At 62.6% G+C, this 21,828-nt stretch carries 20 protein-coding genes; 18 read left to right on the top strand and 2 right to left on the bottom strand.

Translation table 11 applies throughout. The features are described from left to right. Nucleotides 1-40 precede the first annotated feature (40 nt). The 3 genes from QMK47_RS20845 to QMK47_RS20835 all read left to right on the top strand — a co-directional run bounded on the left by QMK47_RS20845 (nucleotide 41) and on the right by QMK47_RS20835 (nucleotide 2,515). Nucleotides 41-664 (top strand): glutathione S-transferase, encoded by a 624-nt coding sequence (locus tag QMK47_RS20845; RefSeq protein WP_320389267.1) that lies wholly within the window; start codon nucleotides 41-43, stop codon nucleotides 662-664. Between the two features lie 136 nt (nucleotides 665-800). Next, on the top strand, nucleotides 801-1,733 hold the full coding sequence (locus tag QMK47_RS20840; RefSeq protein WP_214509705.1) for an ABC transporter ATP-binding protein: 933 nt from the start codon (nucleotides 801-803) through the stop codon (nucleotides 1,731-1,733). A gap of 2 nt (nucleotides 1,734-1,735) precedes the next feature. Continuing rightward, nucleotides 1,736-2,515: an ABC transporter permease gene (locus QMK47_RS20835; protein ID WP_003204300.1), complete on the top strand. Its 780-nt coding sequence runs from the start codon at nucleotides 1,736-1,738 to the stop codon at nucleotides 2,513-2,515. A gap of 93 nt (nucleotides 2,516-2,608) precedes the next feature. On the opposite strand, the gene QMK47_RS20830 is transcribed toward QMK47_RS20835, so the two are convergent. Continuing rightward, nucleotides 2,609-3,124 (bottom strand): DUF2062 domain-containing protein, encoded by a 516-nt coding sequence (locus QMK47_RS20830; protein WP_003204298.1) that lies wholly within the window; start codon nucleotides 3,122-3,124, stop codon nucleotides 2,609-2,611. A gap of 144 nt (nucleotides 3,125-3,268) precedes the next feature. Here QMK47_RS20830 and QMK47_RS20825 point away from each other — a divergent pair, with 144 nt between their 5' ends. From QMK47_RS20825 to QMK47_RS20770, 12 genes are all read left to right on the top strand, one after another. Further along, nucleotides 3,269-5,515, top strand: coding sequence for a DNA internalization-related competence protein ComEC/Rec2 (locus QMK47_RS20825; protein ID WP_320389266.1), 2,247 nt, complete (start codon nucleotides 3,269-3,271; stop codon nucleotides 5,513-5,515). A gap of 95 nt (nucleotides 5,516-5,610) precedes the next feature. Beyond that, complete coding sequence (locus QMK47_RS20820; RefSeq protein ID WP_170845976.1) at nucleotides 5,611-6,246, top strand: MotA/TolQ/ExbB proton channel family protein; 636 nt, start codon at nucleotides 5,611-5,613, stop codon at nucleotides 6,244-6,246. Beyond that, a complete protein-coding gene (locus QMK47_RS20815) occupies nucleotides 6,243-6,671 on the top strand; it encodes an ExbD/TolR family protein (RefSeq protein WP_214509707.1) in 429 nt (142 codons plus the stop codon). The genes QMK47_RS20820 and QMK47_RS20815 overlap by 4 nt, the downstream gene beginning before the upstream one ends. After that, complete coding sequence (gene lpxK / locus QMK47_RS20810) at nucleotides 6,671-7,681, top strand: tetraacyldisaccharide 4'-kinase (protein ID WP_258689035.1); 1,011 nt, start codon at nucleotides 6,671-6,673, stop codon at nucleotides 7,679-7,681. The genes QMK47_RS20815 and lpxK overlap by 1 nt, the downstream gene beginning before the upstream one ends. Nucleotides 7,682-7,704: 23 nt before the next feature. Next, nucleotides 7,705-7,890 (top strand): Trm112 family protein, encoded by a 186-nt coding sequence (locus QMK47_RS20805; protein WP_003174668.1) that lies wholly within the window; start codon nucleotides 7,705-7,707, stop codon nucleotides 7,888-7,890. Beyond that, nucleotides 7,887-8,651, top strand: a complete 765-nt coding sequence (kdsB, locus tag QMK47_RS20800; protein ID WP_053189634.1) for a 3-deoxy-manno-octulosonate cytidylyltransferase — start codon at nucleotides 7,887-7,889, stop codon at nucleotides 8,649-8,651. Before QMK47_RS20805 ends, kdsB begins: the two co-directional genes overlap by 4 nt. Continuing rightward, nucleotides 8,651-9,115 carry a low molecular weight protein-tyrosine-phosphatase gene (locus QMK47_RS20795; RefSeq protein WP_014339516.1) on the top strand — a complete coding sequence of 155 codons (465 nt, stop codon included), beginning with the start codon at nucleotides 8,651-8,653 and terminating at the stop codon, nucleotides 9,113-9,115. The genes kdsB and QMK47_RS20795 overlap by 1 nt, the downstream gene beginning before the upstream one ends. Beyond that, nucleotides 9,112-10,131: a UDP-N-acetylmuramate dehydrogenase gene (murB, locus tag QMK47_RS20790; RefSeq protein ID WP_320389265.1), complete on the top strand. Its 1,020-nt coding sequence runs from the start codon at nucleotides 9,112-9,114 to the stop codon at nucleotides 10,129-10,131. The genes QMK47_RS20795 and murB overlap by 4 nt, the downstream gene beginning before the upstream one ends. A gap of 266 nt (nucleotides 10,132-10,397) precedes the next feature. Continuing rightward, on the top strand, nucleotides 10,398-10,868 hold the full coding sequence (locus QMK47_RS20785; RefSeq protein ID WP_003204280.1) for a (2Fe-2S)-binding protein: 471 nt from the start codon (nucleotides 10,398-10,400) through the stop codon (nucleotides 10,866-10,868). After that, nucleotides 10,865-13,180 carry a xanthine dehydrogenase family protein molybdopterin-binding subunit gene (locus QMK47_RS20780; protein ID WP_320389264.1) on the top strand — a complete coding sequence of 772 codons (2,316 nt, stop codon included), beginning with the start codon at nucleotides 10,865-10,867 and terminating at the stop codon, nucleotides 13,178-13,180. Before QMK47_RS20785 ends, QMK47_RS20780 begins: the two co-directional genes overlap by 4 nt. Continuing rightward, nucleotides 13,180-14,151 (top strand): XdhC family protein, encoded by a 972-nt coding sequence (locus QMK47_RS20775; RefSeq protein ID WP_253476861.1) that lies wholly within the window; start codon nucleotides 13,180-13,182, stop codon nucleotides 14,149-14,151. Before QMK47_RS20780 ends, QMK47_RS20775 begins: the two co-directional genes overlap by 1 nt. Nucleotides 14,152-14,171: 20 nt before the next feature. Further along, complete coding sequence (locus QMK47_RS20770) at nucleotides 14,172-14,762, top strand: nucleotidyltransferase family protein (protein ID WP_320389263.1); 591 nt, start codon at nucleotides 14,172-14,174, stop codon at nucleotides 14,760-14,762. Between the two features lie 395 nt (nucleotides 14,763-15,157). Here the strand turns inward: QMK47_RS20770 and rne are convergent, their stop codons facing one another. Continuing rightward, nucleotides 15,158-18,361, bottom strand: a complete 3,204-nt coding sequence (gene rne, locus QMK47_RS20765) for a ribonuclease E (RefSeq protein WP_320389262.1) — start codon at nucleotides 18,359-18,361, stop codon at nucleotides 15,158-15,160. Nucleotides 18,362-19,060: 699 nt separating this feature from the next. Between rne and rluC the strand changes: the two genes are divergently transcribed. From rluC to sppA, 3 genes are read left to right on the top strand one after another with little or no spacing between them, the layout of a single operon-like run. Then, nucleotides 19,061-20,017 (top strand): 23S rRNA pseudouridine(955/2504/2580) synthase RluC, encoded by a 957-nt coding sequence (gene rluC / locus QMK47_RS20760; RefSeq protein ID WP_214509714.1) that lies wholly within the window; start codon nucleotides 19,061-19,063, stop codon nucleotides 20,015-20,017. Further along, nucleotides 20,007-20,669: an HAD-IA family hydrolase gene (locus QMK47_RS20755; RefSeq protein ID WP_253476843.1), complete on the top strand. Its 663-nt coding sequence runs from the start codon at nucleotides 20,007-20,009 to the stop codon at nucleotides 20,667-20,669. The genes rluC and QMK47_RS20755 overlap by 11 nt, the downstream gene beginning before the upstream one ends. A gap of 20 nt (nucleotides 20,670-20,689) precedes the next feature. After that, nucleotides 20,690-21,679 (top strand): signal peptide peptidase SppA, encoded by a 990-nt coding sequence (gene sppA / locus QMK47_RS20750; RefSeq protein ID WP_253476840.1) that lies wholly within the window; start codon nucleotides 20,690-20,692, stop codon nucleotides 21,677-21,679. The last annotated feature ends 149 nt before the right edge of the window (nucleotides 21,680-21,828 follow it).

Here is a 21,828-nt window from a genome sequence, read left to right as displayed (position 1 = left end):
GCGTATGCTGCTGCGGCATTTATCCATCGAGGACGCCGTGATGCTGAAGATATGGGGCCGGAAAAATTCATCGAATGTGCGCAAGGCGTTGTGGTGCGCAGAAGAGTTGGGGCTGGCCTACGAGGCCATTGATGCGGGCGGGGCATTCGGTGTGGTGGACACGCCCGAGTACCGTGCGAAAAACCCCAATGGCCGGGTGCCGATGATCGAAGACGACGGCTTCGTGCTCTGGGAATCCAACACCATCGTGCGTTACCTGGCTGCTCGCCATGCGTCGGGTTCGGCCTGGTATCCCGCTGACGTACAGGCACGTGCCCAGGCTGAAAAATGGATGGACTGGACCACCTCCAGTTTTGCCGCACCGTTTCGCACGGTGTTCTGGGGCGTCTTGCGCACCCCGGCCGAGCAACAGGACTGGGCGGCCATCGACGCGGCGATCAAAGAGTGCGACGGCTTGCTGGCGATGGTCGAGCAGACCTTGAGTGAGCAGCCCTACCTGTCGGGTGCTGAAATCGGCATGGGCGACATTCCCCTGGGCAGTTTCATTTATGCCTGGTTCGAGATGCCCATCCAGCGCGCCGAGCTACCTGGCGTGCAGGCCTGGTACGCGCGGTTGCAGGAGCGTGCGGCCTACCGCAAGGCTGTCATGACCGCGTTGACTTAATACTTACTATCGACACACTTGACTGTACTTGTGCGGCGACGCCAAGCACCATTGCCTTCGTGCGCCGTGGTTGCATTGCTCGCCGCCCGCCCTTATCTATTCTTTTCCTCCCTCCCTTCTTGGTGCGTAATCCGATATGAGTTCCGCTCTGTCCATCCGGCAGCTAACCAAAACCTACGGCAACGGTTTCCAGGCCTTGAGTGGTATCGATCTGGACGTCGCCGAAGGTGACTTTTTCGCCTTGCTCGGCCCCAACGGTGCCGGCAAATCCACCACCATCGGTATTCTTTCCACGTTGGTGAACAAGACCAGCGGCACGGTGAATATCTTCGGCCATGACCTGGACCGCGAGCCTGCCGCCCTCAAGCGCTGCATTGGCGTGGTGCCCCAGGAATTCAACTTCAACCAGTTCGAAAAGACCTTCGACATCGTCGTGACCCAAGCCGGTTACTACGGCATCCCGCCGAAGATCGCCAACGAGCGCGCCGAGCAGTACCTGACCCAGCTGGGCCTGTGGGATAAGCGCGACGTGCCGTCCCGTTCATTGTCCGGCGGCATGAAGCGTCGCCTGATGATCGCCCGCGCGCTGGTGCATGAGCCGCGTCTGCTGATCCTCGACGAACCGACTGCCGGCGTGGACATCGAACTGCGTCGTTCGATGTGGACCTTCCTCACCGAACTGAACCAGAAAGGCATCACCATCATCCTCACCACCCATTACCTGGAAGAGGCTGAGCAGTTGTGCCGCAACATCGGCATCATCGACCACGGCACCATCGTCGAGAACACCAGCATGCGCCAGTTGCTCAGCCAACTGCATGTGGAAACCTTCCTGCTGGACCTGAAAAACGACCTGGCGACGGCACCCCAGCTCATGGGTTATCCGGCCCGCCTGGTAGACAGCCACACCCTGGAAGTCCAGGTGGACAAGGCCGTGGGGATCACCGGGCTGTTCGCCCAACTGGCCCTGCAGAACATTGAAGTGCAGAGCCTGCGCAACAAAACCAATCGCCTCGAGGAGTTGTTCGTGTCCCTGGTGGAGAAAAATCTGGCGAAGGTGGCGGTATGAGCATGAGTTCCGAATTGCGCCCCAACCTCATCGCCCTCAATACCATCGTTTACCGTGAGGTTCGGCGTTTCATGCGGATCTGGCCGCAGACGCTGCTGCCGCCCGCCATCACCATGGTCTTGTACTTCGTGATCTTCGGTAACCTGATCGGCCGGCAGATCGGCGATATGGGCGGCTTCACGTACATGGACTACATCGTGCCGGGGCTGATCATGATGTCGGTGATCACCAACTCCTACGGCAACGTGGTGTCGAGTTTCTTCGGCAGCAAGTTCCAGCGTTCGATCGAAGAACTGATGGTCTCGCCGGTGTCGCCCCATACGATCCTCATCGGCTACACCCTGGGCGGTGTGCTGCGCGGCCTGGCGGTGGGTCTGATCGTGACCCTGCTGTCGTTGTTCTTCACCCATTTGCAGGTGCATCACCTGGGGGTGACGGTATTGGTGGTGGTGCTTACGGCCACGATCTTTTCGCTGCTGGGTTTCATCAATGCCGTGTTTGCGCGCAACTTCGATGACATCTCCATCATCCCGACGTTCGTGCTCACGCCGCTGACCTACCTGGGCGGGGTGTTCTACTCGATTTCCCTGCTGCCGCCGTTCTGGCAGACCGTGTCCCTGGCCAACCCGGTGCTGCACATGGTCAACGCCTTTCGCTATGGCATTCTCGGGGTGTCGGACATCAAGATCAGCATCGCCATTACCTTCATGCTGGTGGCGACCTTGGTGCTTTACATCGGTTGCGCGCGGTTGCTGGTCAGCGGGCGCGGGATGCGTACCTGACCCCATCCCCCTGTGGGAGCGAGCTTGCTCGCGATGGCGTCAGTACGAACTCCACAAAAAAAGGCCTCCATTCCCAGGAGGCCTTTTTGCATTTCACATCCGGCTTTTCTTGCGCCGCTTCCACTGTCGGGCCACCCACCAGCGCCAGTAACTCATGGTGACGAAGTAGGCGAGGGCGCCGAGTACCAGGCCGGTCACAACCGAGCCGAGCAGGAACGGCTGCCACAAGGTGGACAACTGGCCGCTGATCCATTCCCAGGTCAGCTCTTCGGGCAGCGTCCGGGCGGGCACGTCCATCAGCCAGGCGCCGGTCTGGTAAGTGCAGAAGAACACCGCCGGCATGGTGATCGGATTGGTCAGCCACACCAGGCTCACCGCAATCGGCATGTTGCCGCGCACCGTGATGGCCAGTGCGGCGGCCAGCAACATTTGCAACGGGATCGGCAAGAAGGCGGCAAACAGGCCAACAGCCATCGCCCGGGCGACCGAGTGCCGATTGAGGTGCCAAAGGTTGGGATCGTGCAGCAGGGTGCCGAGAAAACGTAAGGATTTATGTTCCCGAATGCTCTCTGGGTCTGGCATGTAACGTTTGAAAAGGCGCCGGGGCATAAGGCTTCTCGGTCGGTTCAACGCAGTAAGGCCGCAAGTATGTCCGGATTCTACGGCTGACAGATTCAGACTTTGTGACAATTGATAACGCCAGCGGTGCCGTAGACCGTCTATGCCTGAAGAGGGCACTCTCAAGGACGGGTTATGCGCACAGGGTTAGTCGCGCTTGCACTGGGGCTGTTGGCCCCGATTTTTTTGCCGGCACTGCCGCCGTTGTGGCTGATTGCAGCCATGCCGGTGCTGGCGCTGATGGCGTTGCCGTTTCGAAGCTACCCTCTGGGTTTTTTCCTGTTCGGGCTGACCTGGGCCTGCCTGTCGGCGCAGTTTGCGCTGGACGACCGGTTACCCATCGCGCTTGACGGCGAAACCCGCTGGGTCGAGGGGCGAGTGGTCGGTTTGCCGCAACAGGGCGAAGGCGTGGTGCGCTTCGAACTGGCCGATGTCCATTCACGCCGTAGCCGTCTACCGACGGCGATGCGCCTCGCCTGGTTCGGTGGGCCGCCGGTCAACAGCGGCGAACGATGGCGATTGGCGGTGAAGCTCAAGCGGCCCAGCGGGCTGCTGAACCCGCACGGCTTCGACTATGCCGCCTGGTTGTTGAGCCGCGGCATCGGCGCGACCGGTACGATCAAAGATGGCCATCTCCTGCAAGCGGCCCGGGGGGCCTGGCGCGATGAGGTGCGCCAGGCCCTGGCACAGGTCGATGCCCATGGCCGCTCCGGTGCGCTGGCGGCGCTGGTCCTGGGCGACGGCGGCGGGTTGAGTCGCGAGGATTGGCAGGTGCTGCAAGACACCGGCACCGTCCACTTGCTGGTGATCTCTGGGCAACACATCGGCCTGCTTGCCGGCCTGGTGTACTTGTTGGTGGCCGGTGCGGCGCGTTATGGCCTGTGGCCGGTGGGTCTGGCCTGGTTGCCTTGGGCCTGTGGGCTGGCCTTCTGTGCCGCCCTGGGCTACGGCTTGCTCGCCGGCTTCGAGGTGCCGGTGCGGCGGGCCTGCGCGATGATCGGCCTGGTGTTGCTGTGGCGCTTGCGTTTCAAACAGCCAGATCCGTGGTGGGCATGGCTGCTGGCCTTCGTCGGGGTGCTGGTGTTCGACCCGCTTGCCAGCTTGCGGCCGGGGTTCTGGTTGTCGTTTGCAGCCGTGGCCATCTTGATGTTCACCTTTGGCGCTCGCCTGGGGCCCTGGCGCTGGTGGCAAACCTGGACCCGTGCCCAGTGGCTGGTTGCGCTTGGCCTGTGTCCGTTGTTGTTGATCGTGGGCTTGCCGGTCAGCCTCAGCGGGCCGTTGGTGAACTTGCTGGCGGTGCCCTGGATCAGCCTGTTGGTATTGCCGCCAGCGCTGCTTGGCACGGCGTTGTTGCCGGTGCCGTTCATGGGCGAAGGCCTGTTGTGGATCGCCGGCGGGCTGCTCGATCTGCTGTTCAAGGGGCTGACGCTGGTTGCCGGACGAATGCCGGCGTGGGTTCCTGCCGCAGTCCCGCCCTGGGCCTTGGGTATCGCCGCCTTCGGTGCTTTTTTGCTGCTGTTGCCCAAAGGTGTGCCGCTACGTGTACTGGGGTGGCCGATGGTGTTGCTGATGGTTTTTCCACCGCAAGAACACCTGCCGCAAGGGCACGCCGAGATCTGGCAGTTGGACGTGGGCCAAGGGCTGGCGGTGCTGGTGCGGACCCGGCGGCACGCCCTGCTTTACGACGCCGGGCCGCGCTTTGGCGAGGCTGACGCGGGCGAGCGGGTCGTACTGCCGACCTTGCGCAAACTGGGTGTGCGCGGCTTGGACCTGATGTTGCTAAGCCATGCCGACGCCGATCACGCTGGCGGTGCCCGCGCCGTGCGCAATGGGCTGCCGACGATGGAGGTGATCAGCGGCGATCCCGACGCGCTGCCCGCCGAGCTGCTGGCCGGGCCTTGCGACAGTGGCAGACGCTGGGAATGGGACGGGGTCAGGTTCGAGCTGTGGCGGTGGGCCTCTGCTGTCGAGAGCAACCAGAAGTCCTGCGTCTTGCTGGTGGAGGCCGGCGGTGAACGCCTGCTCCTGACCGGCGATATCGACACCCCGGCCGAGCGCGCCTTGCTCGACGAGGCCCTGGCGGTGCCGATCCAGTGGCTGGCCGCGCCGCATCACGGCAGCCGCAGTTCGTCGTCGATGGCGTTGCTGTCGCGTCTCCAGCCGCATTCGGTATTGATCTCCCGAGGGCAGGGCAACGCGTTCGGCCACCCACATCCCCAGGTGATGGCTCGGTATCGACGCTCGGGCCTGGCGGTCTACGACAGCGCCGAGCAGGGCGCCATTCGTCTGCAACTGGGCGCTTTCGAACTGCCGCGCACCGAGGCCGGGCATCGCCGCTACTGGCGTGATCCGCCAGCCGTCGGGCCAGCGGGGCAATATTGATCCAGCGCAATCGGCTGATGCGCTTATCGGTGGGGCGGGTCTGCAAGGCGAGTCTGTGTGATAAAGTGGCGCACTTTTTCGAGGGGGCAGTCACTGTGTGGGAATTGGTCAAATCCGGCGGCTGGATGATGTTGCCGATCATTCTGAGTTCCATCGTGGCACTGGGTATCGTTGCCGAACGCCTGTGGACCCTGCGGGCCAGCCGCGTGACCCCGGAGCATCTGCTCGGGCAGGTCTGGGTCTGGATCAAGGACAAGCAGCTGAACAAGGACAAGCTCAAGGAGCTGCGAGCCAGTTCGCCCTTGGGGGAAGTCCTCGCCGCCGGCCTGGCGAACTCCAAGCATGGTCGCGAGATCATGAAGGAGTGCATCGAGGAGGCTGCCGCGCGGGTCATCCATGAGCTGGAACGCTACATCAATACCCTGGGCACCATCGCCGCCATGTCCCCGCTGCTGGGCCTGCTGGGTACGGTGCTGGGCATGATCGACATCTTCAGTGCGTTTACCGGCTCCGGCATGACCACTAACGCCGCAGTACTGGCGGGGGGTATTTCCAAGGCATTGATCACCACCGCCGCCGGCCTGATGGTGGGTATTCCGGCCGTGTTCTTCCATCGGTTCCTGCAACGCCGCGTCGACGAGTTGGTGGTCGGCATGGAGCAGGAAGCGATCAAGCTGGTCGAGGTGGTGCAAGGTGACCGTGACGTGGACCTGGCTGGGGGCAAGAAGTGAAATTCCGCCGCAAGCCACGGGAAAACATCGAGATCAACCTCGCGTCGCTGATCGACGTGGTGTTCATCCTGCTGCTGTTTTTCGTCGTGACCACTACGTTCACCCGGGAAACCCAGCTCAAGGTTGAATTGCCGCAGGCCATCAGCGGCTCGCCGGCCGAAGACCAGCAACTGAAGAACCTGGATATCACCATCAGCGCCGAAGGGGCGTTCTCGGTGAACAACCAATTGCTGCCCAAGAGCGACCTGGCGAGCCTGATCGATGCCTTGCAGAAAGAGTCTGGCGGCGACACCAGCCTGCCGCTGTCCATCAGCGCCGACGGCAAGACCCCTCATCAATCAGTGATCACCGCCATGGACGCGGCCGGCAAGCTCGGTTTCAGCCATCTGCGCATGACCACGGTCGAGGCGGCCCCCGCACCCTGATGGCCATGTCCGATCGATTGCTTGCCGCGTGGTATGAAGGTCACCCGGCGCTGACCTTGCTACGGCCGCTGGAGTGGTTGTACCGCCGGGTGGTGGTGGGCAAGCGCGAGCGTTTCCTGGCGGGTGAAGGCCAGATCTACCAGCCTCCCGTGCCGTTGGTCGTGGTCGGCAATATCACGGTTGGCGGCACCGGCAAGACGCCGTTGATCCTGTGGATGATCCAGCACTGCCAGCGCAGTGGCCTGCGGGTCGGGGTGGTCAGCCGGGGTTACGGCGCCAAGCCGCCGCAACTGCCTTGGCGGGTAACGGCCGAGCAGGGCGCCGACGTCGCTGGTGATGAACCGCTGTTGATCGTCCAGCGCACCGGTGTGCCGTTGATGATCGACCCTGATCGCAGTCGCGCGATCCAGGCGCTGCTGGAGGCCGAGCCGCTGGACCTGATCCTGTCCGACGACGGCATGCAGCATTATCGGATGGCCCGCGACCTCGAGCTGGTGTTGATCGACAACGCCCGTGGCCTGGGCAACCGCCGTTGCCTGCCTGCAGGGCCATTGCGCGAGCCGGTCGAGCGCCTGCAATCGGTCGACGCCGTGCTGTACAACGGCGCCAGTGCCGACCGCGAAGACGGTTTCGCCTTCCAATTGCGCCCCACCGCGCTGGTGAACCTGGCCAGCGGCGAGCGGTGCTCCCTTGAGCATTTTCCACCCGGCCAGGCCCTGCATGCCGTGGCCGGAATCGGCAATCCCCAGCGTTTCTTCAAGACCCTCGAAACGCTACACTGGCGGCCAATACCGCATGGGTTTGCCGACCACGCCGCATACAACGCCCAGGCCTTGAATTTCACGCCATCGCTGCCGGTGGTCATGACGGAAAAGGACGCAGTCAAATGCCGTGCCTTCGCCGCACCCGACTGGTGGTACCTGGCGGTAGACGCCGCGCCGTCGCCGGCCTTCGCGGCCTGGTTCGATACGCAGTTGATGCGCCTGTTGCCGGATCGGCTTTTGCCTTAAAACCTTTTATCCAGGGGAATTCCATGGACACCAAATTGCTCGATATTCTGGCCTGCCCGATCTGCAAAGGCCCGCTCAAGCTCAGCGCCGACAAGACCGAGCTGATCAGCAAGGGTGCCGGCCTGGCTTACCCGATTCGCGACGGCATCCCGGTGATGCTCGAAAGCGAAGCTCGCACCCTGACCACCGACGAGCGCCTGGATAAATGACCGCAGCCTTTACCGTTGTCATTCCGTCGCGTTTCGCTTCGACGCGCCTGCCCGGCAAGCCGTTGCTGTCGATTGCTGGCAAGCCGATGATCCAGCATGTCTGGGAGCAGGCCTGCAAAAGCAGCGCCCAGCGTGTGGTGGTGGCGACTGACGATGCGCGCATCGTCGAGGCCTGCAAAGGCTTTGGCGCCGAAGTCGTGCTGACTCGTGAAGACCATAATTCCGGCACTGACCGCCTGGCTGAGGTCGCGGCGAAACTCGGTCTTGCCGCCGACGCTATCGTGGTCAATGTGCAAGGTGACGAGCCGTTGATCCCGCCGAGCGTGATCGATCAGGTCGCCGCCAACCTCGCGGCCCACACCGAGGCGCGCATGGCCACCCTGGCCGAGCCTATCGAGGATGTGCAGACCCTGTTCAACCCCAACGTGGTCAAGGTGGTCAGTGACCTCAATGGCCTGGCGTTGACCTTCAGCCGCGCGACGTTGCCCTGGGCGCGGGACGCATTCGCCCAAAGCCGTGACGTGATGCCGGAAGGCGTGCCATACCGCCGCCACATCGGCATCTATGCCTACCGCGCCGGCTTCCTCCAGGACTTCGTCGCCTGGGGCCCGTGCTGGCTGGAAAACACTGAAGCCCTGGAACAGTTGCGGGCCCTGTGGCACGGCGTGCGGATCCACGTCGCCGATGCGCTGATCGCCCCGCCGACCGGTGTCGACACCGCCGAAGACCTCGAGCGCGTTCGTCGCCTGCTGGAGGCTTGATGCGGGTCCTGTTTGTCTGCCTCGGCAACATCTGCCGCTCGCCCACCGCCGAAGGTATCCTGCGCCACAAGTTGCGTGAGGCCGGGCTGGCCGGGCAGGTGGAAGTCGCTTCCGCCGGCACCGGTGACTGGCACGTCGGCAAGGCCCCGGACAAGCGCAGCCAGGCGGCGGCCCTGAAGCGTGGCTACGACTTGTCGGCCCAGCGTGCGCAACAGGTGACCCGCGCTGATTTCGCTGCCTATGACCTGATCCTAGCGATGGACAGCAGCAACCTGCGCAACCTCAAGGCCCTGCAACCGGCCAATGGCAGGGCCGAGCTGGACCTGTTCCTGCGGCGCTACGAAGCCGAGCTCGACGATGTGCCGGACCCGTACTACGACGGCGAACAAGGCTTCGAGCAAGTGCTGGACTTGATCGAACGCGCTACCGATCGCCTGGTGATCGAATTGAAGGGGCGGTTATGACCTTGCAGGTTCGGGCGGGCGTCAGCCTCAAGTCCTTCAACAGTTTCGGTGTGGACGTCACTGCCCGGTTGTTCGCCGAAGCCCGTAGCGATGGTGATGTTCGCGAGGCGTTGGCGTATGCCACCGAACATGCCGTGCCATTGTTGGTAATCGGCGGCGGCAGCAACCTGCTGCTGACCGGCGACATCGACGCGCTGGTGCTGCGCATGGCCAGCCACGGTATTCGCTTGCTCAGCGATGACGGCGAACGCGTAGTGGTCGAAGCCGAAGCAGGGGAGCCGTGGCACCCGTTCGTCCAGCACACGCTGGCGCAGGGCTGGTCCGGGTTGGAGAACCTCAGCCTGATCCCCGGCACTGTGGGCGCGGCACCGATGCAAAACATCGGCGCCTACGGTGTGGAGATCAAGGACGTCTTCGCCGGCCTCACCGCGCTGGATCGCCAGACCGGTGAGCTGCGCGATTTCAGCCTTGAAGACTGTCGGTTCGCTTATCGCGACAGCCTGTTCAAACAGCAAGCAGGTCGCTGGTTGATCCTGCGGGTGCGCTTCGCCCTCAGCCGCGCCGCACACTTGCATCTGGAGTACGGTCCGGTTCGCCAGCGGTTGACCGAGCAGGGCATCGAGCAGGCGACACCCACCGATGTGAGCCGGGCCATTTGCAGCATCCGCAGCGAGAAACTCCCGGACCCGGCCGTGCTGGGCAATGCCGGCAGCTTCTTCAAGAACCCGCTGGTGCCGGCCGCGCACGTAGCACACCTCAAGCTGCAATACCCTGACCTGGTGGCTTATCCACAGCCTGAAGGGCAGATGAAAATCGCTGCCGGCTGGCTGATCGAGCGCGCCGGCTGGAAGGGCTTTCGCGAAGGTGATGCCGGGGTGCACAAGTTGCAGGCGTTGGTGCTGGTCAACTACGGCAACGCCACGGGCCCGCAACTTCTGGACCTGGCCCTGCGCATCCAGAAAGACATTGCCGAGCGTTTCCAGGTCGAGCTGGAAATGGAACCCAATCGGTACTGAGCGACTTTCACGCAAGCGTCTGAAAAAACGCCCTGCACACCCTGCACACAAGCATTTGTGCAGGATTGTGCAGGGCGTTTTGCGTGATCCTGGGTTAATTTAGCTTCCTAACGATGCGACCATTGCATCCTAAAGGCCCGATGCAGACGCCTGCGTGCGCCGGCATAAGAGAGCCCGATCAGCCTGAGCCAGTCTGCGACAACCGAACCGTCAACCCGGCGGCAGATTGCTCGACCCCATAACTCGATCACTATGCGGGCGTGCCCATGATTACCCTGAAACTCAATGGAAAAGACCATCAACTGGATGTGACCGAGGACATGCCGCTGCTGTGGGCTATCCGGGATGTGGCCGGTTACAACGGCACCAAATTCGGCTGCGGCATGGGCCTGTGTGGCGCCTGCACCATCCACATCGACGGCGCCCCGGCGCGCAGTTGCATTACGCCAATCGGTTCTGTGAATGGGCAAAATGTCAGCACCATCGACGAACTTCATGTCGATCCGGTTGGGCAAATCGTCCAGAAGGCCTGGCTCGACACGGCGGTGGCCCAGTGCGGTTACTGCCAGGGCGGGCAGATCATGTCGGCGACCGCCTTGCTCAAGACCAACCCCAACCCGAGTGATGAGCAGATCGAAGAAGCCATGGTCGGCAACATCTGCCGTTGCGGCACCTACAACCGGATCAAGACCGCGATTCGCCAGGCCTCCACTCACCTGAAGGAGGCCAAGGCATGAGCCGCTTGCCCAATGATTTTGTCCTGAGCAACCTCAGCCGTCGCGGCTTCCTCAAAGGCGCGAGTGCCACCGGTGTGCTGGTGCTGGCGGCCACGTGGGGCCTGCCGGAGGCCTTTGCCGAGGAAAAGAAATTCGGTGCCGAGGGCATGCCCCATGGCGCGGTCGACGACCCGAAGGTGTACGTCAGCATTGCCGCCGATGGCAGCGTGACCGTGATCTGCAACCGTTCGGAAATGGGCCAGGGTGTGCGCACCAGCCTGAGCATGGTCGTGGCCGATGAGCTGGAGGCCGACTGGGCGCGTGTGAAGGTGCAACAGGCGCCGGCCGATGAGGCGCGCTTCGGCAACCAGGACACCGACGGCTCGCGCAGCATGCGTCATTGGTACGAGCCGATGCGCCGTTGCGGTGCCGCTGCGCGGACCATGCTGGAACTGGCCGCCGCTGCGCAGTGGAAGGTGCCAGTGAGTGAATGCCATGCCCAACTGCACAAAGTGCTGCACCAGCCTTCGGGGCGTGAACTGGGCTATGGCGAATTGGCCGCTGCTGCCAGTGCCTTGCCGGTACCGGGGCGTGACAGCCTGCGCCTCAAGTCGCCATCGGAGTTCCGCTACATCGGCAAGGAGGCGAGCCGGGCCATCGATGGCGCGGACGTCGTCAATGGCCGTGCTGTGTTTGGTGCTGATGTGCATTTCGACGGCATGCTCTATGCCGTCATCGCGCGTCCGCCGGTCTATGGTGGCAAGGTCAAGAGCGTGGACAGCAGCGCGGCGCTGAAAGTACCGGGTGTGGTCAAGGTGGTGCAGATCGAAGGGCGCCCGCTGCCCTCGGAATTCCAGCCGTTGGGCGGCGTGGCGGTGGTGGCGAAGAACACCTGGGCGGCGATCAAGGGCCGCGAAGCACTGAAAATCCAATGGGACGACGGCCCGAATGCCGGTTATGACTCCATTGCCTATCGCAAGGAGTTGGAAGCGGCGGCCCTCAAGCCCGGAAAAGTCGTGCGCAGCAGCGGCGATCTCGACGACGCTCTGGCCAAGGCTGATTCGACGTTGGAAGCATCGTATTACCTGCCGCACCTGTCCCAATCACCGATGGAACCGATGGTTGCCGTTGCCCGGTTCAAGGACGGCCAATGCGAGGCCTGGGCACCGAGCCAGGCCCCGCAGGTAACCCGTGAACGTGTCGCTGAACGCCTGGGCATTCCTTTCGAGAAGGTCACGGTGAACATCACGTTGCTGGGCGGCGGTTTCGGACGCAAGTCAAAACCCGATTTTGTCGTCGAAGCGGCCGTGCTCGCCAAGGAGTTTCCCGGCCAGGCAGTACGGGTGCAATGGACCCGCGAGGACGACATCCATCACTCGTATTTCCACACGGTATCGGCCGAATACCTCAAGGCCGGCCTGAACCAGGACGGTATGCCGTCCGGCTGGTTGCACCGCACCGTAGCGCCGAGCATCACCGCACTGTTTGCGCCGGGCATGACCCACGAGGCGCCGTTCGAAATAGGCATGGGCGTGACCAACATGGCCTACGCCATCCCGAACCTGCGCCTGGAGAATCCCGAAGCGGTGGCCCATGCCCGGGTGGGCTGGTATCGCTCGGTGTCGAACATCCCCCATGGTTTCGCGATCCAGAGTTTCATCGACGAATTGGCCCACAAGGCCGGCCAGGATCCGCTGAAGTACCAGGTCAAATTGCTCGGGCCGGACCGTAAGATCGATCCGCGTACCTTGAGCGAAGAATGGAACTATGGCGAATCCCCCGAGCGTTATCCGATTGATACCGCGCGGATTCGCACGGTGCTGGAAACCGCTGCCAAGGCCGCCGGTTGGGGGCGGGAGCTGCCCAAGGGCCGTGGCCTGGGGTTGGCGGTGCACTACAGCTTCGTCACTTACGTGGCGGCGGTGATCGAAGTGGAGGTCAAGGACGACGGCACGGTGATCGTGCACAAGGCGGACATCGCCGTGGATTGCGGTCCGCAGATCAACCCAGAGCGCATCCGTTCCCAGTTCGAGGGCGCCTGCGTCATGGGCCTGGGCAATGCCATGGTAGGCGAAATCAGCTTCAAGGACGGCAAGGTGCAGCAGGACAATTTCCATATGTACGAAGTGGCGCGCATGTCCCTGGCGCCCAAGGAAGTGGCGGTGCATCTGGTCACGCCGCCGGGTGAGGTGCCGTTGGGCGGTGTCGGCGAGCCGGGCGTGCCGCCGATTGCGCCTGCGCTGTGCAACGCGATTTTCGCCGCCACTGGCAAGCGTATTCGTAGCCTGCCTGTGCGCTATCAGCTGCAGGGCTGGCAGCAGGCGAAGGCCTGATGGACAGCGTTGATCTGAACGTCCTGCGCAGCGTGCTCGAGTGGCGCCGCGCCGGGCAGCGGGTGGTGCTGTTCACTGTGGTCCAGACCTGGGGCACAGCGCCAAGGCCGCCGGGGGCGATGCTGGCCCTGCGCGAAGATGGCGTGGTGATTGGTTCGGTGTCGGGCGGTTGTGTCGAGGATGACCTGATCGCCCGGCTGCACGACGGTCGCATTCCGGCGGACGGTCCGCCGGTGCAACTGATCACCTATGGCGTCACCCGCGAAGAAGCGGCGCGCTTCGGCCTGCCGTGCGGCGGCACCCTGCGCCTGACCGAAGAGCGGGTGGGCGATCCACACTGGGTTGCGCAATTGCTGGAACGTTGCGAAGCCCATGAGATTGTTGCCCGTGAGCTAACGGTGACCAGCGGCAACGTGGTCCTGACCCCCGCCAGCAAGACCGACGCCCTGGTGTTCGATGGGCAGGTCCTGCGGGCCATATACGGTCCACGTTGGCGGCTGCTGCTGATCGGCGCCGGGCAACTGTCGCGCTACGTGGCGGAAATGGCCCGGTTGCTGGATTTCGAAGTGTTGATCTGCGATCCGCGCAAGGAGTTTGTCTACGGTTGGGAAGAGCAGCATGGCCGCTTCGTCTCGGGGATGCCCGACGAAGCGGTGCTGAGCATCCAGACCGACGAGCGCACCGCCATTGTGGCCTTGACCCATGACCCACGCCTGGACGACATGGCGCTGCTCACGGCCCTGGACTCCAGGGCTTTTTATGTCGGTGCCCTGGGCTCGCGAGTCAACAGCCAGAAGCGCCGGGATAACCTGGCTCAGCTAGGCTTGTCAGCAGAGGCCATTGAACGCTTGCATGGACCCATCGGCTTGCACATTGGCAGCCACACCCCGGCGGAAATCGCCTTGTCGCTGCTGGCCGAAATCGTGGCCATCAAGAATGGCGTTGAACTGCGGCAGAAAAAGTCGCTGTAAGCCGTGGGCGAGGAGGGCGTATGAGTGAGTCGATTGGCGTGATCATTCTGGCGGCCGGATCGGGCAGCCGTTTCCGCCGTATTGCAGGTCCGGACAAGGATAAATTGCTGGCTGATTGCACAGGGCGTGACGGTGCCGTGCGGTCGGTGATCGAGCAGGTGCTGGTGAATCTGCCTGCCTCCCTGGAAAAGCGCGTGCTGGTGACGAGCAGGGACCGGCCGCAAGCCATTCGCATGGCCCAGGCCTATGGCTGCGATTTCGTGGAACTGGACTCGCCCGGCCTGGGCGACAGCATTGCCGCAGGCGTCCAGGCCTGCCCGGACCTTGATGGCTGGCTGATGGTGTTGGGCGACATGCCCTTCATCCTGCCGTCGAGCATCGAACAGGTGGTGGCGGGGATCCGTGCGGACGGCATCAGCGTGCCGGTCCTTGCAGGGGAGTACGGGCATCCGGTGGGATTCGGTCGTGGGTTTGGGCCGAAACTGATGGCATTGACCGGCGATCGAGGGGCCAAGGTATTGTTTGCCGGCGCGCAAGTGGTCGAAGTTCCGGTGGATGACCCAGGCGTGACGTGGGATGTCGATGTGCCAGAGGCACTGGCCTTCAAATAACAAACGACGCAGAACCCTGTGGCAGCGAGCTGGCATTCAACACTGATGCAAGCTGACCCGGCGCCTTCACGAGCAAGCTCGGCTCCCACATTGGATCTTCGGTGGTGCATAAATCTTGTATCCGACCCAGGGCGCCCTGTGGGAGCGAGCTTGCTCGCGATAGCGGCCTGGCATTCATCATTGATGCAAGCTGATCCGGCGCCATCGCGAGCAAGCTCGGCTTCCACATTGGATCTTCAGTGTATATAAGACTTGTGTCCGGCCCCGGCTCCCACATTGGATTTTCAGTTGGCATAAGTCTTGTGCCTGGGCTCAGATCCACTGTGGATAAGTATGAAGGCATAAAAAAGCCCCGCCTGGCATGACCAGGCGGGGCTTTTTACTGGGCGGTGGAATCAGGCGTGAGGTTTAGGCTCGTGCTCTTTTTCCAGGGCTTCAGTGTGACGCGGCGCGACTTCTTCAGCGGTGTGCTGAGGTTCGTCGAATGTCGGAGTCGATTCAGTCGGGGTCTCGGCGACCGGGGCAGGGGCTGCCTCGGCGACTTCTTCCACGGCTGGAGCTGGCTCGGCAGCAGGCGCTTGAGCGGCAGCTTGTTCGGCTTCCTTCTGCAGACGCTCGGCTTCACGCTTGCGACGACGCACTTCACGCGGATCGTTCGGCGCGCGGCCATTCGCGGTCAAGGCGCTGGCAGGTTCTGGCTCTTCAACCTGGGCAGGTACTTCGACAACCACGGGTGCCTCGACCACTGGAGCAGGCTCGACCACTTCAGGCTCGACCGCTTTCACGGGCTCTGGTGTCGGTTCTGGCTCGACAACAGGTGCCGGTGCAGCTGGCTCGGCGGTCCAGTTGAACGCAGTCTGCTCCTCGCGGGCAGGCTCTGGGGCCTTTTCCTCGGTCGGTGCTTCGAAGGCCGGCTCAGCGGCTACCACTGGCTGCTCGACGACCGGTGCAGGCTCGGCGACCACTTCAGTTTCAGCAACCTGGGCTTCACGGGCTGGGGCGACTTCCACTTCTGGCGAAGCAGTGGCTTCTACCGGGGTAGTGGCTTCGACCACAGGCGCTTCAACCGGCGCGCTTTCCACCGCCGCGGTAGCGCGTTCGGCTTGTTCGTGAGCCTGGGCTTCGGCCGGGGCGCTGATTGCGCTGCTGGCAACGGCCGCAGTCACGGCCAGGCCGGCGGCCAGGTCCGCAGCGCTTGGCGCTTCGGCGTTCTCGGTGGACTCGGACTCTTCCGAACCTTCGATCACGTTGCCGTTGGCGTCGCGCTGACGCTCACGACGGTTGCTGCGACGACGCTGGCCACGGGAGCGGCGGCGTGGACGATCGCCTTCGGCGGTGTCCTGGCCGTCTTCCTGCAACTGCTCTTCGGTGCTCAGCACTTCTTCTTCGCTGGCAGCGGCGGCTGCCTGCTCGGCGCGTGGCTGGCGCTCTTCACGTGGCGGACGCGGTGCACGTTCTTCACGAGGCTGGCGGGCCGGACGCTCTTCAGCGGTGGCAGTGGCAGTGGCGGTGGCGGCAGCAGCCGGGGCGGCATCCAGTGGCTCGCGCAGTTCGCGAACACGTTCTTCACGCTCGCCACGTGGCTTGCGATCTTCACGCGGTGCGCGCGGCTGACGTTCTTCACGCGGCGGACGTGGTGCACGTTCTTCGCGGGCTACGGCTGGCGCTTCCTCACGGGCTTCGCGCGGCTGACGCTCTTCACGCGGCTCACGTGGCGCACGTTCTTCACGCGGTGCACGTTCTTCGCGAGGCTTGCGTTCTTCGTCGCGACGACCGTTGCGGTTGCGGGTCTGCTGGCGACCGTTACGACGTTCTTCGTTGCGGGCAGGGCGCTCGGTCGTGGCAGGCTTGGCGACGACGGCCGGGGCAGCAGGTTCTTCCTTGGTGGCGAACAGGCTGACCAGCGACTTCACCAGGCCTTTGAACAGGCTTGGCTCTGGTGCAGCGGCCGGGGCGGCAACCGGAGCGGCCACTTCGGTCGGAACCGGAGCGTTGGCGCGGGCCGGAGCGGTCTTGACCGCGGCTTCCTGGCGAACCAGGGTACGAGTGGCGGCGGCGGCCGGCTGGACTTCTTCCACTTCGGCAGCGGCAGCAGCGATTTCGTAGCTGGACTGGTTGGTGTGGGCTTCCGGGCTGTCATCGCGCAGGCGCTGCACTTCGAAGTGCGGCGTCTCGAGGTGATCGTTCGGCAGGATGACGATACGGGCACGGGTGCGCAGTTCGATCTTGGTGATCGAGTTGCGTTTTTCGTTGAGCAAGAACGCGGCCACCGGGATCGGCACCTGGGCGCGAACTTCGGCGGTGCGGTCTTTCAGGGCTTCTTCTTCGATCAGGCGCAGGATCGCCAGGGACAGCGACTCGACGTCACGGATGATGCCAGTGCCGTTGCAACGCGGGCACACGATGCCGCTGCTTTCGCCCAGGGATGGACGCAGGCGCTGACGGGACATTTCCAGCAGGCCGAAGCGCGAGATGCGACCGACCTGTACGCGGGCACGGTCGGCTTCCAGGCATTCACGGACCTTTTCTTCCACGGCGCGCTGGTTCTTGGCCGGCGTCATGTCGATGAAGTCGATGACGATCAGGCCGCCGATGTCGCGCAAGCGCAACTGACGGGCAATTTCTTCGGCCGCTTCAAGGTTGGTCTGCAGGGCGGTTTCTTCGATGTCGCTGCCTTTGGTGGCGCGGGCCGAGTTGATGTCGATGGACACCAGGGCTTCGGTCGGGTCGATGACGATGGAGCCGCCGGACGGCAGTTCGACGACGCGCTGGAAGGCGGTCTCGATCTGGCTTTCGATCTGGAAACGGTTGAACAGCGGAACGCTGTCTTCGTAGAGCTTGATCTTGCTGGCGTACTGCGGCATCACCTGGCGAATGAAGGTCAGGGCTTCGTCCTGGGCTTCGACGCTGTCGATCAGCACTTCGCCGATGTCCTGGCGCAGGTAATCGCGGATGGCGCGGATGATCACGTTGCTTTCCTGGTAGATCAGGAACGGCGCGGAGCGATCCAGCGAGGCTTCTTTGATGGCGGTCCACAGTTGCAGCAGGTAGTCGAGGTCCCACTGCATTTCTTCGCTGCTGCGGCCCAGGCCGGCAGTGCGCACGATCAGGCCCATGTCAGCCGGGGCAACCAGGCCGTTCAGGGCTTCACGCAGTTCGTTGCGCTCTTCGCCTTCGATGCGGCGGGAGATGCCACCGGCGCGAGGGTTGTTCGGCATCAGGACCAGGTAACGGCCGGCCAGGCTGATGAAAGTGGTCAGGGCGGCGCCCTTGTTGCCACGTTCTTCTTTTTCGACCTGAACGATGACTTCCTGGCCTTCGCTCAGGACGTCCTTGATGTTGACGCGGCCTTCAGGGGCCTTCTTGAAGTATTCGCGGGAGATTTCTTTGAGGGGCAGGAAGCCGTGGCGCTCGGAGCCGAAATCGACAAAGGCAGCCTCAAGGCTTGGTTCGATGCGAGTAATCCGGCCTTTATAGATGTTGGCCTTCTTCTGCTCGCGTGCACCGGATTCGATATCCAGGTCGTAGAGGCGCTGGCCGTCTACCAGTGCAACACGCAACTCTTCGGGTTGAGTTGCGTTAATCAGCATTCTTTTCATGTAGTACCGTCGGTTTCCGGGCTGCCGGAAACGGCGTTCGGCACACACGACTTCTCACGGTCGGTGTCAGGTGCGTCCTGGAGATGGCAAGGCCACTCCAGTGTCCAGCGAGTTCGACCCAATGATGGCGAAGTCGCGACGGACGCGTCCTGCTTGCTGGTACTCAAGCACTCAGTCAGGAGGAGGAATCAACCGGCGCCTGTGGACGAGATGAAGCGTCTAAATATAAGCCTAGTGCTACACAGTCCGACGGTTGTACATCTCCACCCTACACGTATCCCTGATAATTCGGGTGCTGCCGCGCGCAGAATCCGCAGCGGGTTGGCATTTACCGTGAGCTCCGGAAGGGGAGGTCACGCATCATGGCTAATTTAGGCGTTGTTTCCGAAGCATTCGCTCGGGGTCGTCCGCAGCTGACTGCACTTTGTGAACTGGCCGTGAATGTGGCGCGCAAGGCGAGTCAAAACTCTGCTTTGCGGCGTATTTCAGGCCTCATGTCACCTGCGCTCGTTACACCTGAAAACTCTACCGTTACGTAGCGAAAGCCCCGTAGGACGGCCTCTCGTCCTCGTGAATTGCGTTGGTCAGGGCCGGTTTTTGACCGTTAGTCCACTGGCCAGCCACTTTTGGCGGCGTTCGCGACTATAGCAGCAATGATTAAGTGCTTCAATTCCATAAAAAATTGTTATGATCGCCGCCATGACAACTACTGCCCCTTCGACCCCTGGCGTTCAACTGCTCGAGGTCTCGCCGGAATATGCCGGCCAACGAATCGATAACTTCCTGCTGGCCCGGCTCAAAGGCGTGCCCAAGACCTTGATCTACCGCATTTTGCGCAAAGGCGAAGTGCGGGTGAATAAAGGTCGGATCAAGCCCGAGTACAAGCTCCAGGCCGGTGACATCGTGCGCGTGCCGCCGGTTCGCGTGCCCGAGCGCGATGAGCCGGTGCCCCTGGCCCAGGGGCTGCTGCAACGCCTTGAAGCCTCGATTATCTATGAAGACAAAGCCCTGATCGTGATCAACAAGCCCGCGGGCATTGCGGTTCACGGCGGCAGTGGCCTGAATTTCGGTGTGATCGAAGCCTTTCGTCAGTTGCGTCCGGACGCCAAGGAGCTGGAGCTGGTCCATCGCCTCGACCGCGACACCTCCGGCCTGCTGATGATCGCCAAGAAACGCAGCATGTTGCGCCACCTGCACGAGCAATTGCGCGGCGACGGCATCGATAAGCGCTACATGGCGCTGGTGCGTGGCCGCTGGGAAACCTCCATCAAGCAAGTCCGTGCGCCGTTGCTCAAGAGCAACCTGCGTTCCGGCGAACGCATGGTCGAAGTCAACGAGGAGGGCAAGGAGGCGCTGACGGTGTTCAAGGTGCTGCGCCGCTTCGACGACTTCGCCACCCTGATCGAGGCCAAGCCCGTGACCGGGCGTACTCACCAGATCCGTGTCCACACCTTGCATGCCGGGCATTGCATTGCCGGCGACAGCAAATACGGCGATGACGATTTCACCAAGGAAATCCGCGATCTGGGCGGCAAGCGCCTGTTTCTCCATGCTTACATGCTGACTGTGCCACTGCCCGATGGTGGCGAGCTGAAATTGCAGGCCCCGGTGGATGACATGTGGGCCAAGACCGTGGAGCGGTTGAGTGCATCCTGACTACAAGCTGCTGATTTTCGATTGGGATGGCACTCTGGCCAACTCCATTGGTCGGATCGTGGAGGCGATGCATGTCGCCTCGGACCGCATGGCGTTTGCCCGGTGCGACGACTTGGCAGTGAAGGGCATCATCGGTCTCGGGTTGCCAGAAGCCATTCGCAGCCTGTATCCGGAAATTGACGACAATGAGCTGGTGGTTTTTCGCCAGCATTACGCTGATCACTACATCGCGCTGGACGCCGAGCCTTCACCGTTGTTCGATGGCGTGGCGGGTACGCTGGAGGCTCTGCGTACCGAGGGCTATCACCTGGCTGTCGCGACCGGCAAGGCTCGTCGCGGGCTGGATCGAGTGCTCAAGTCCCATGGTTGGGAGGATTATTTCGATATCACCCGTGCTGCGGACGAAACCGCCAGCAAGCCGCACCCGTTGATGCTCGAGCAGATCCTGGCGCACTGCAACGTGCGACCGGAGCAGGCGCTGATGGTGGGGGATTCGTCATTCGACCTGCAGATGGCGCACAACGCCGGCATGGGGTCGGTGGCGGTCAGCTACGGCGCTCAACCGATCGAGGCGCTACGGGCATTCGAGCCGCGACTGGCCATTGATCATTTTCCTGAGTTGCACGCCTGGCTGAGCCAGCGGGCTCTTTAAGTTTTGCTGGGGATTCGCGCATGACCGATGAATGGAAAGCACCTGTCAAGGCGAGCGCCGAGAGCGGGGATGACAAAAGCTGGAAGCTGTTGGAGAAAACCTTGCTCGCCAGCGTGCAGGAACAGCGTCGCTCCCGTCGCTGGGGTATTTTCTTCAAGTTGCTGACCTTTACTTATCTCTTTGTTGCATTGGCGTTGTTCACGCCGCTGATGGACATGGAGAAAGGCGCTGTCGCCGGCTCGGCGTACACCGCCTTGATCAATATCGAGGGCATGATCGCCGACAAAGAGCCTGCCAGCGCCGACAATATTGTCGGTAGCTTGCGGGCTGCCTTCGAGGACTCGAAGGTCAAGGGCGTGGTGCTGCGCATCAACAGTCCCGGTGGTAGCCCGGTGCAATCGGGATACGTTTACGACGAGATCGTGCGGTTGCGCGCATTGCACCCGGATATCAAGGTGTATGCGGTCATTTCCGATCTCGGTGCTTCCGGTGCCTATTACATTGCCAGTGCGGCGGACCAGATCTATGCCGACAAGGCCAGCCTGGTGGGCTCCATTGGTGTGACAGCGGCCGGCTATGGCTTTGTCGGGACCATGGAGAAGCTGGGCGTGGAGCGTCGGGTGTATACCTCCGGCGAGCATAAATCCTTCCTTGATCCGTTCCAGCCGCAAAAGCCTGAAGAAACCGCTTTTTGGCAGAGCGTGCTCGACACCACTCACAAGCAATTCATTGCCAGCGTCAAGAAAGGCCGGGGCGAGCGCCTGAAGGACAAAGAGCATCCTGAGTTGTTCTCCGGGCTGGTCTGGTCGGGGGAGCAGGCGTTGCCGCTGGGTCTGATCGACGGCTTGGGCAGTGCCAGTTCGGTGGCGCGGGATGTGATTGGTCAGAAGGATCTGGTGGACTTCACGATCGAAGAGTCACCGTTCGATCGCTTCTCGAAAAAGCTGGGGGCAAGCATCGCCGAGCATCTGGCGATGTGGATGGGCTTCCAGGGGCCTGCGTTGCGCTGATCGTATTGGGAGCTTCAATGCAGGGGGCGGCTGGTGCTGGCCCTTGTGGCGAGGGAGCTTGCTCCCGCTGGGCTGCGAAGCGGCCCCAAATTTCTGCGGTCGCTGCGCAACCGAGCGGGAGCAAGCTCCCTCGCCACGGATGATTCTCA

This window comes from Pseudomonas sp. P9_35 (assembly GCF_034008205.1).
Lineage (GTDB): Bacteria > Pseudomonadota > Gammaproteobacteria > Pseudomonadales > Pseudomonadaceae > Aquipseudomonas > Aquipseudomonas kilonensis.
This window is presented reverse-complemented; position numbering and strand designations above follow the sequence as displayed.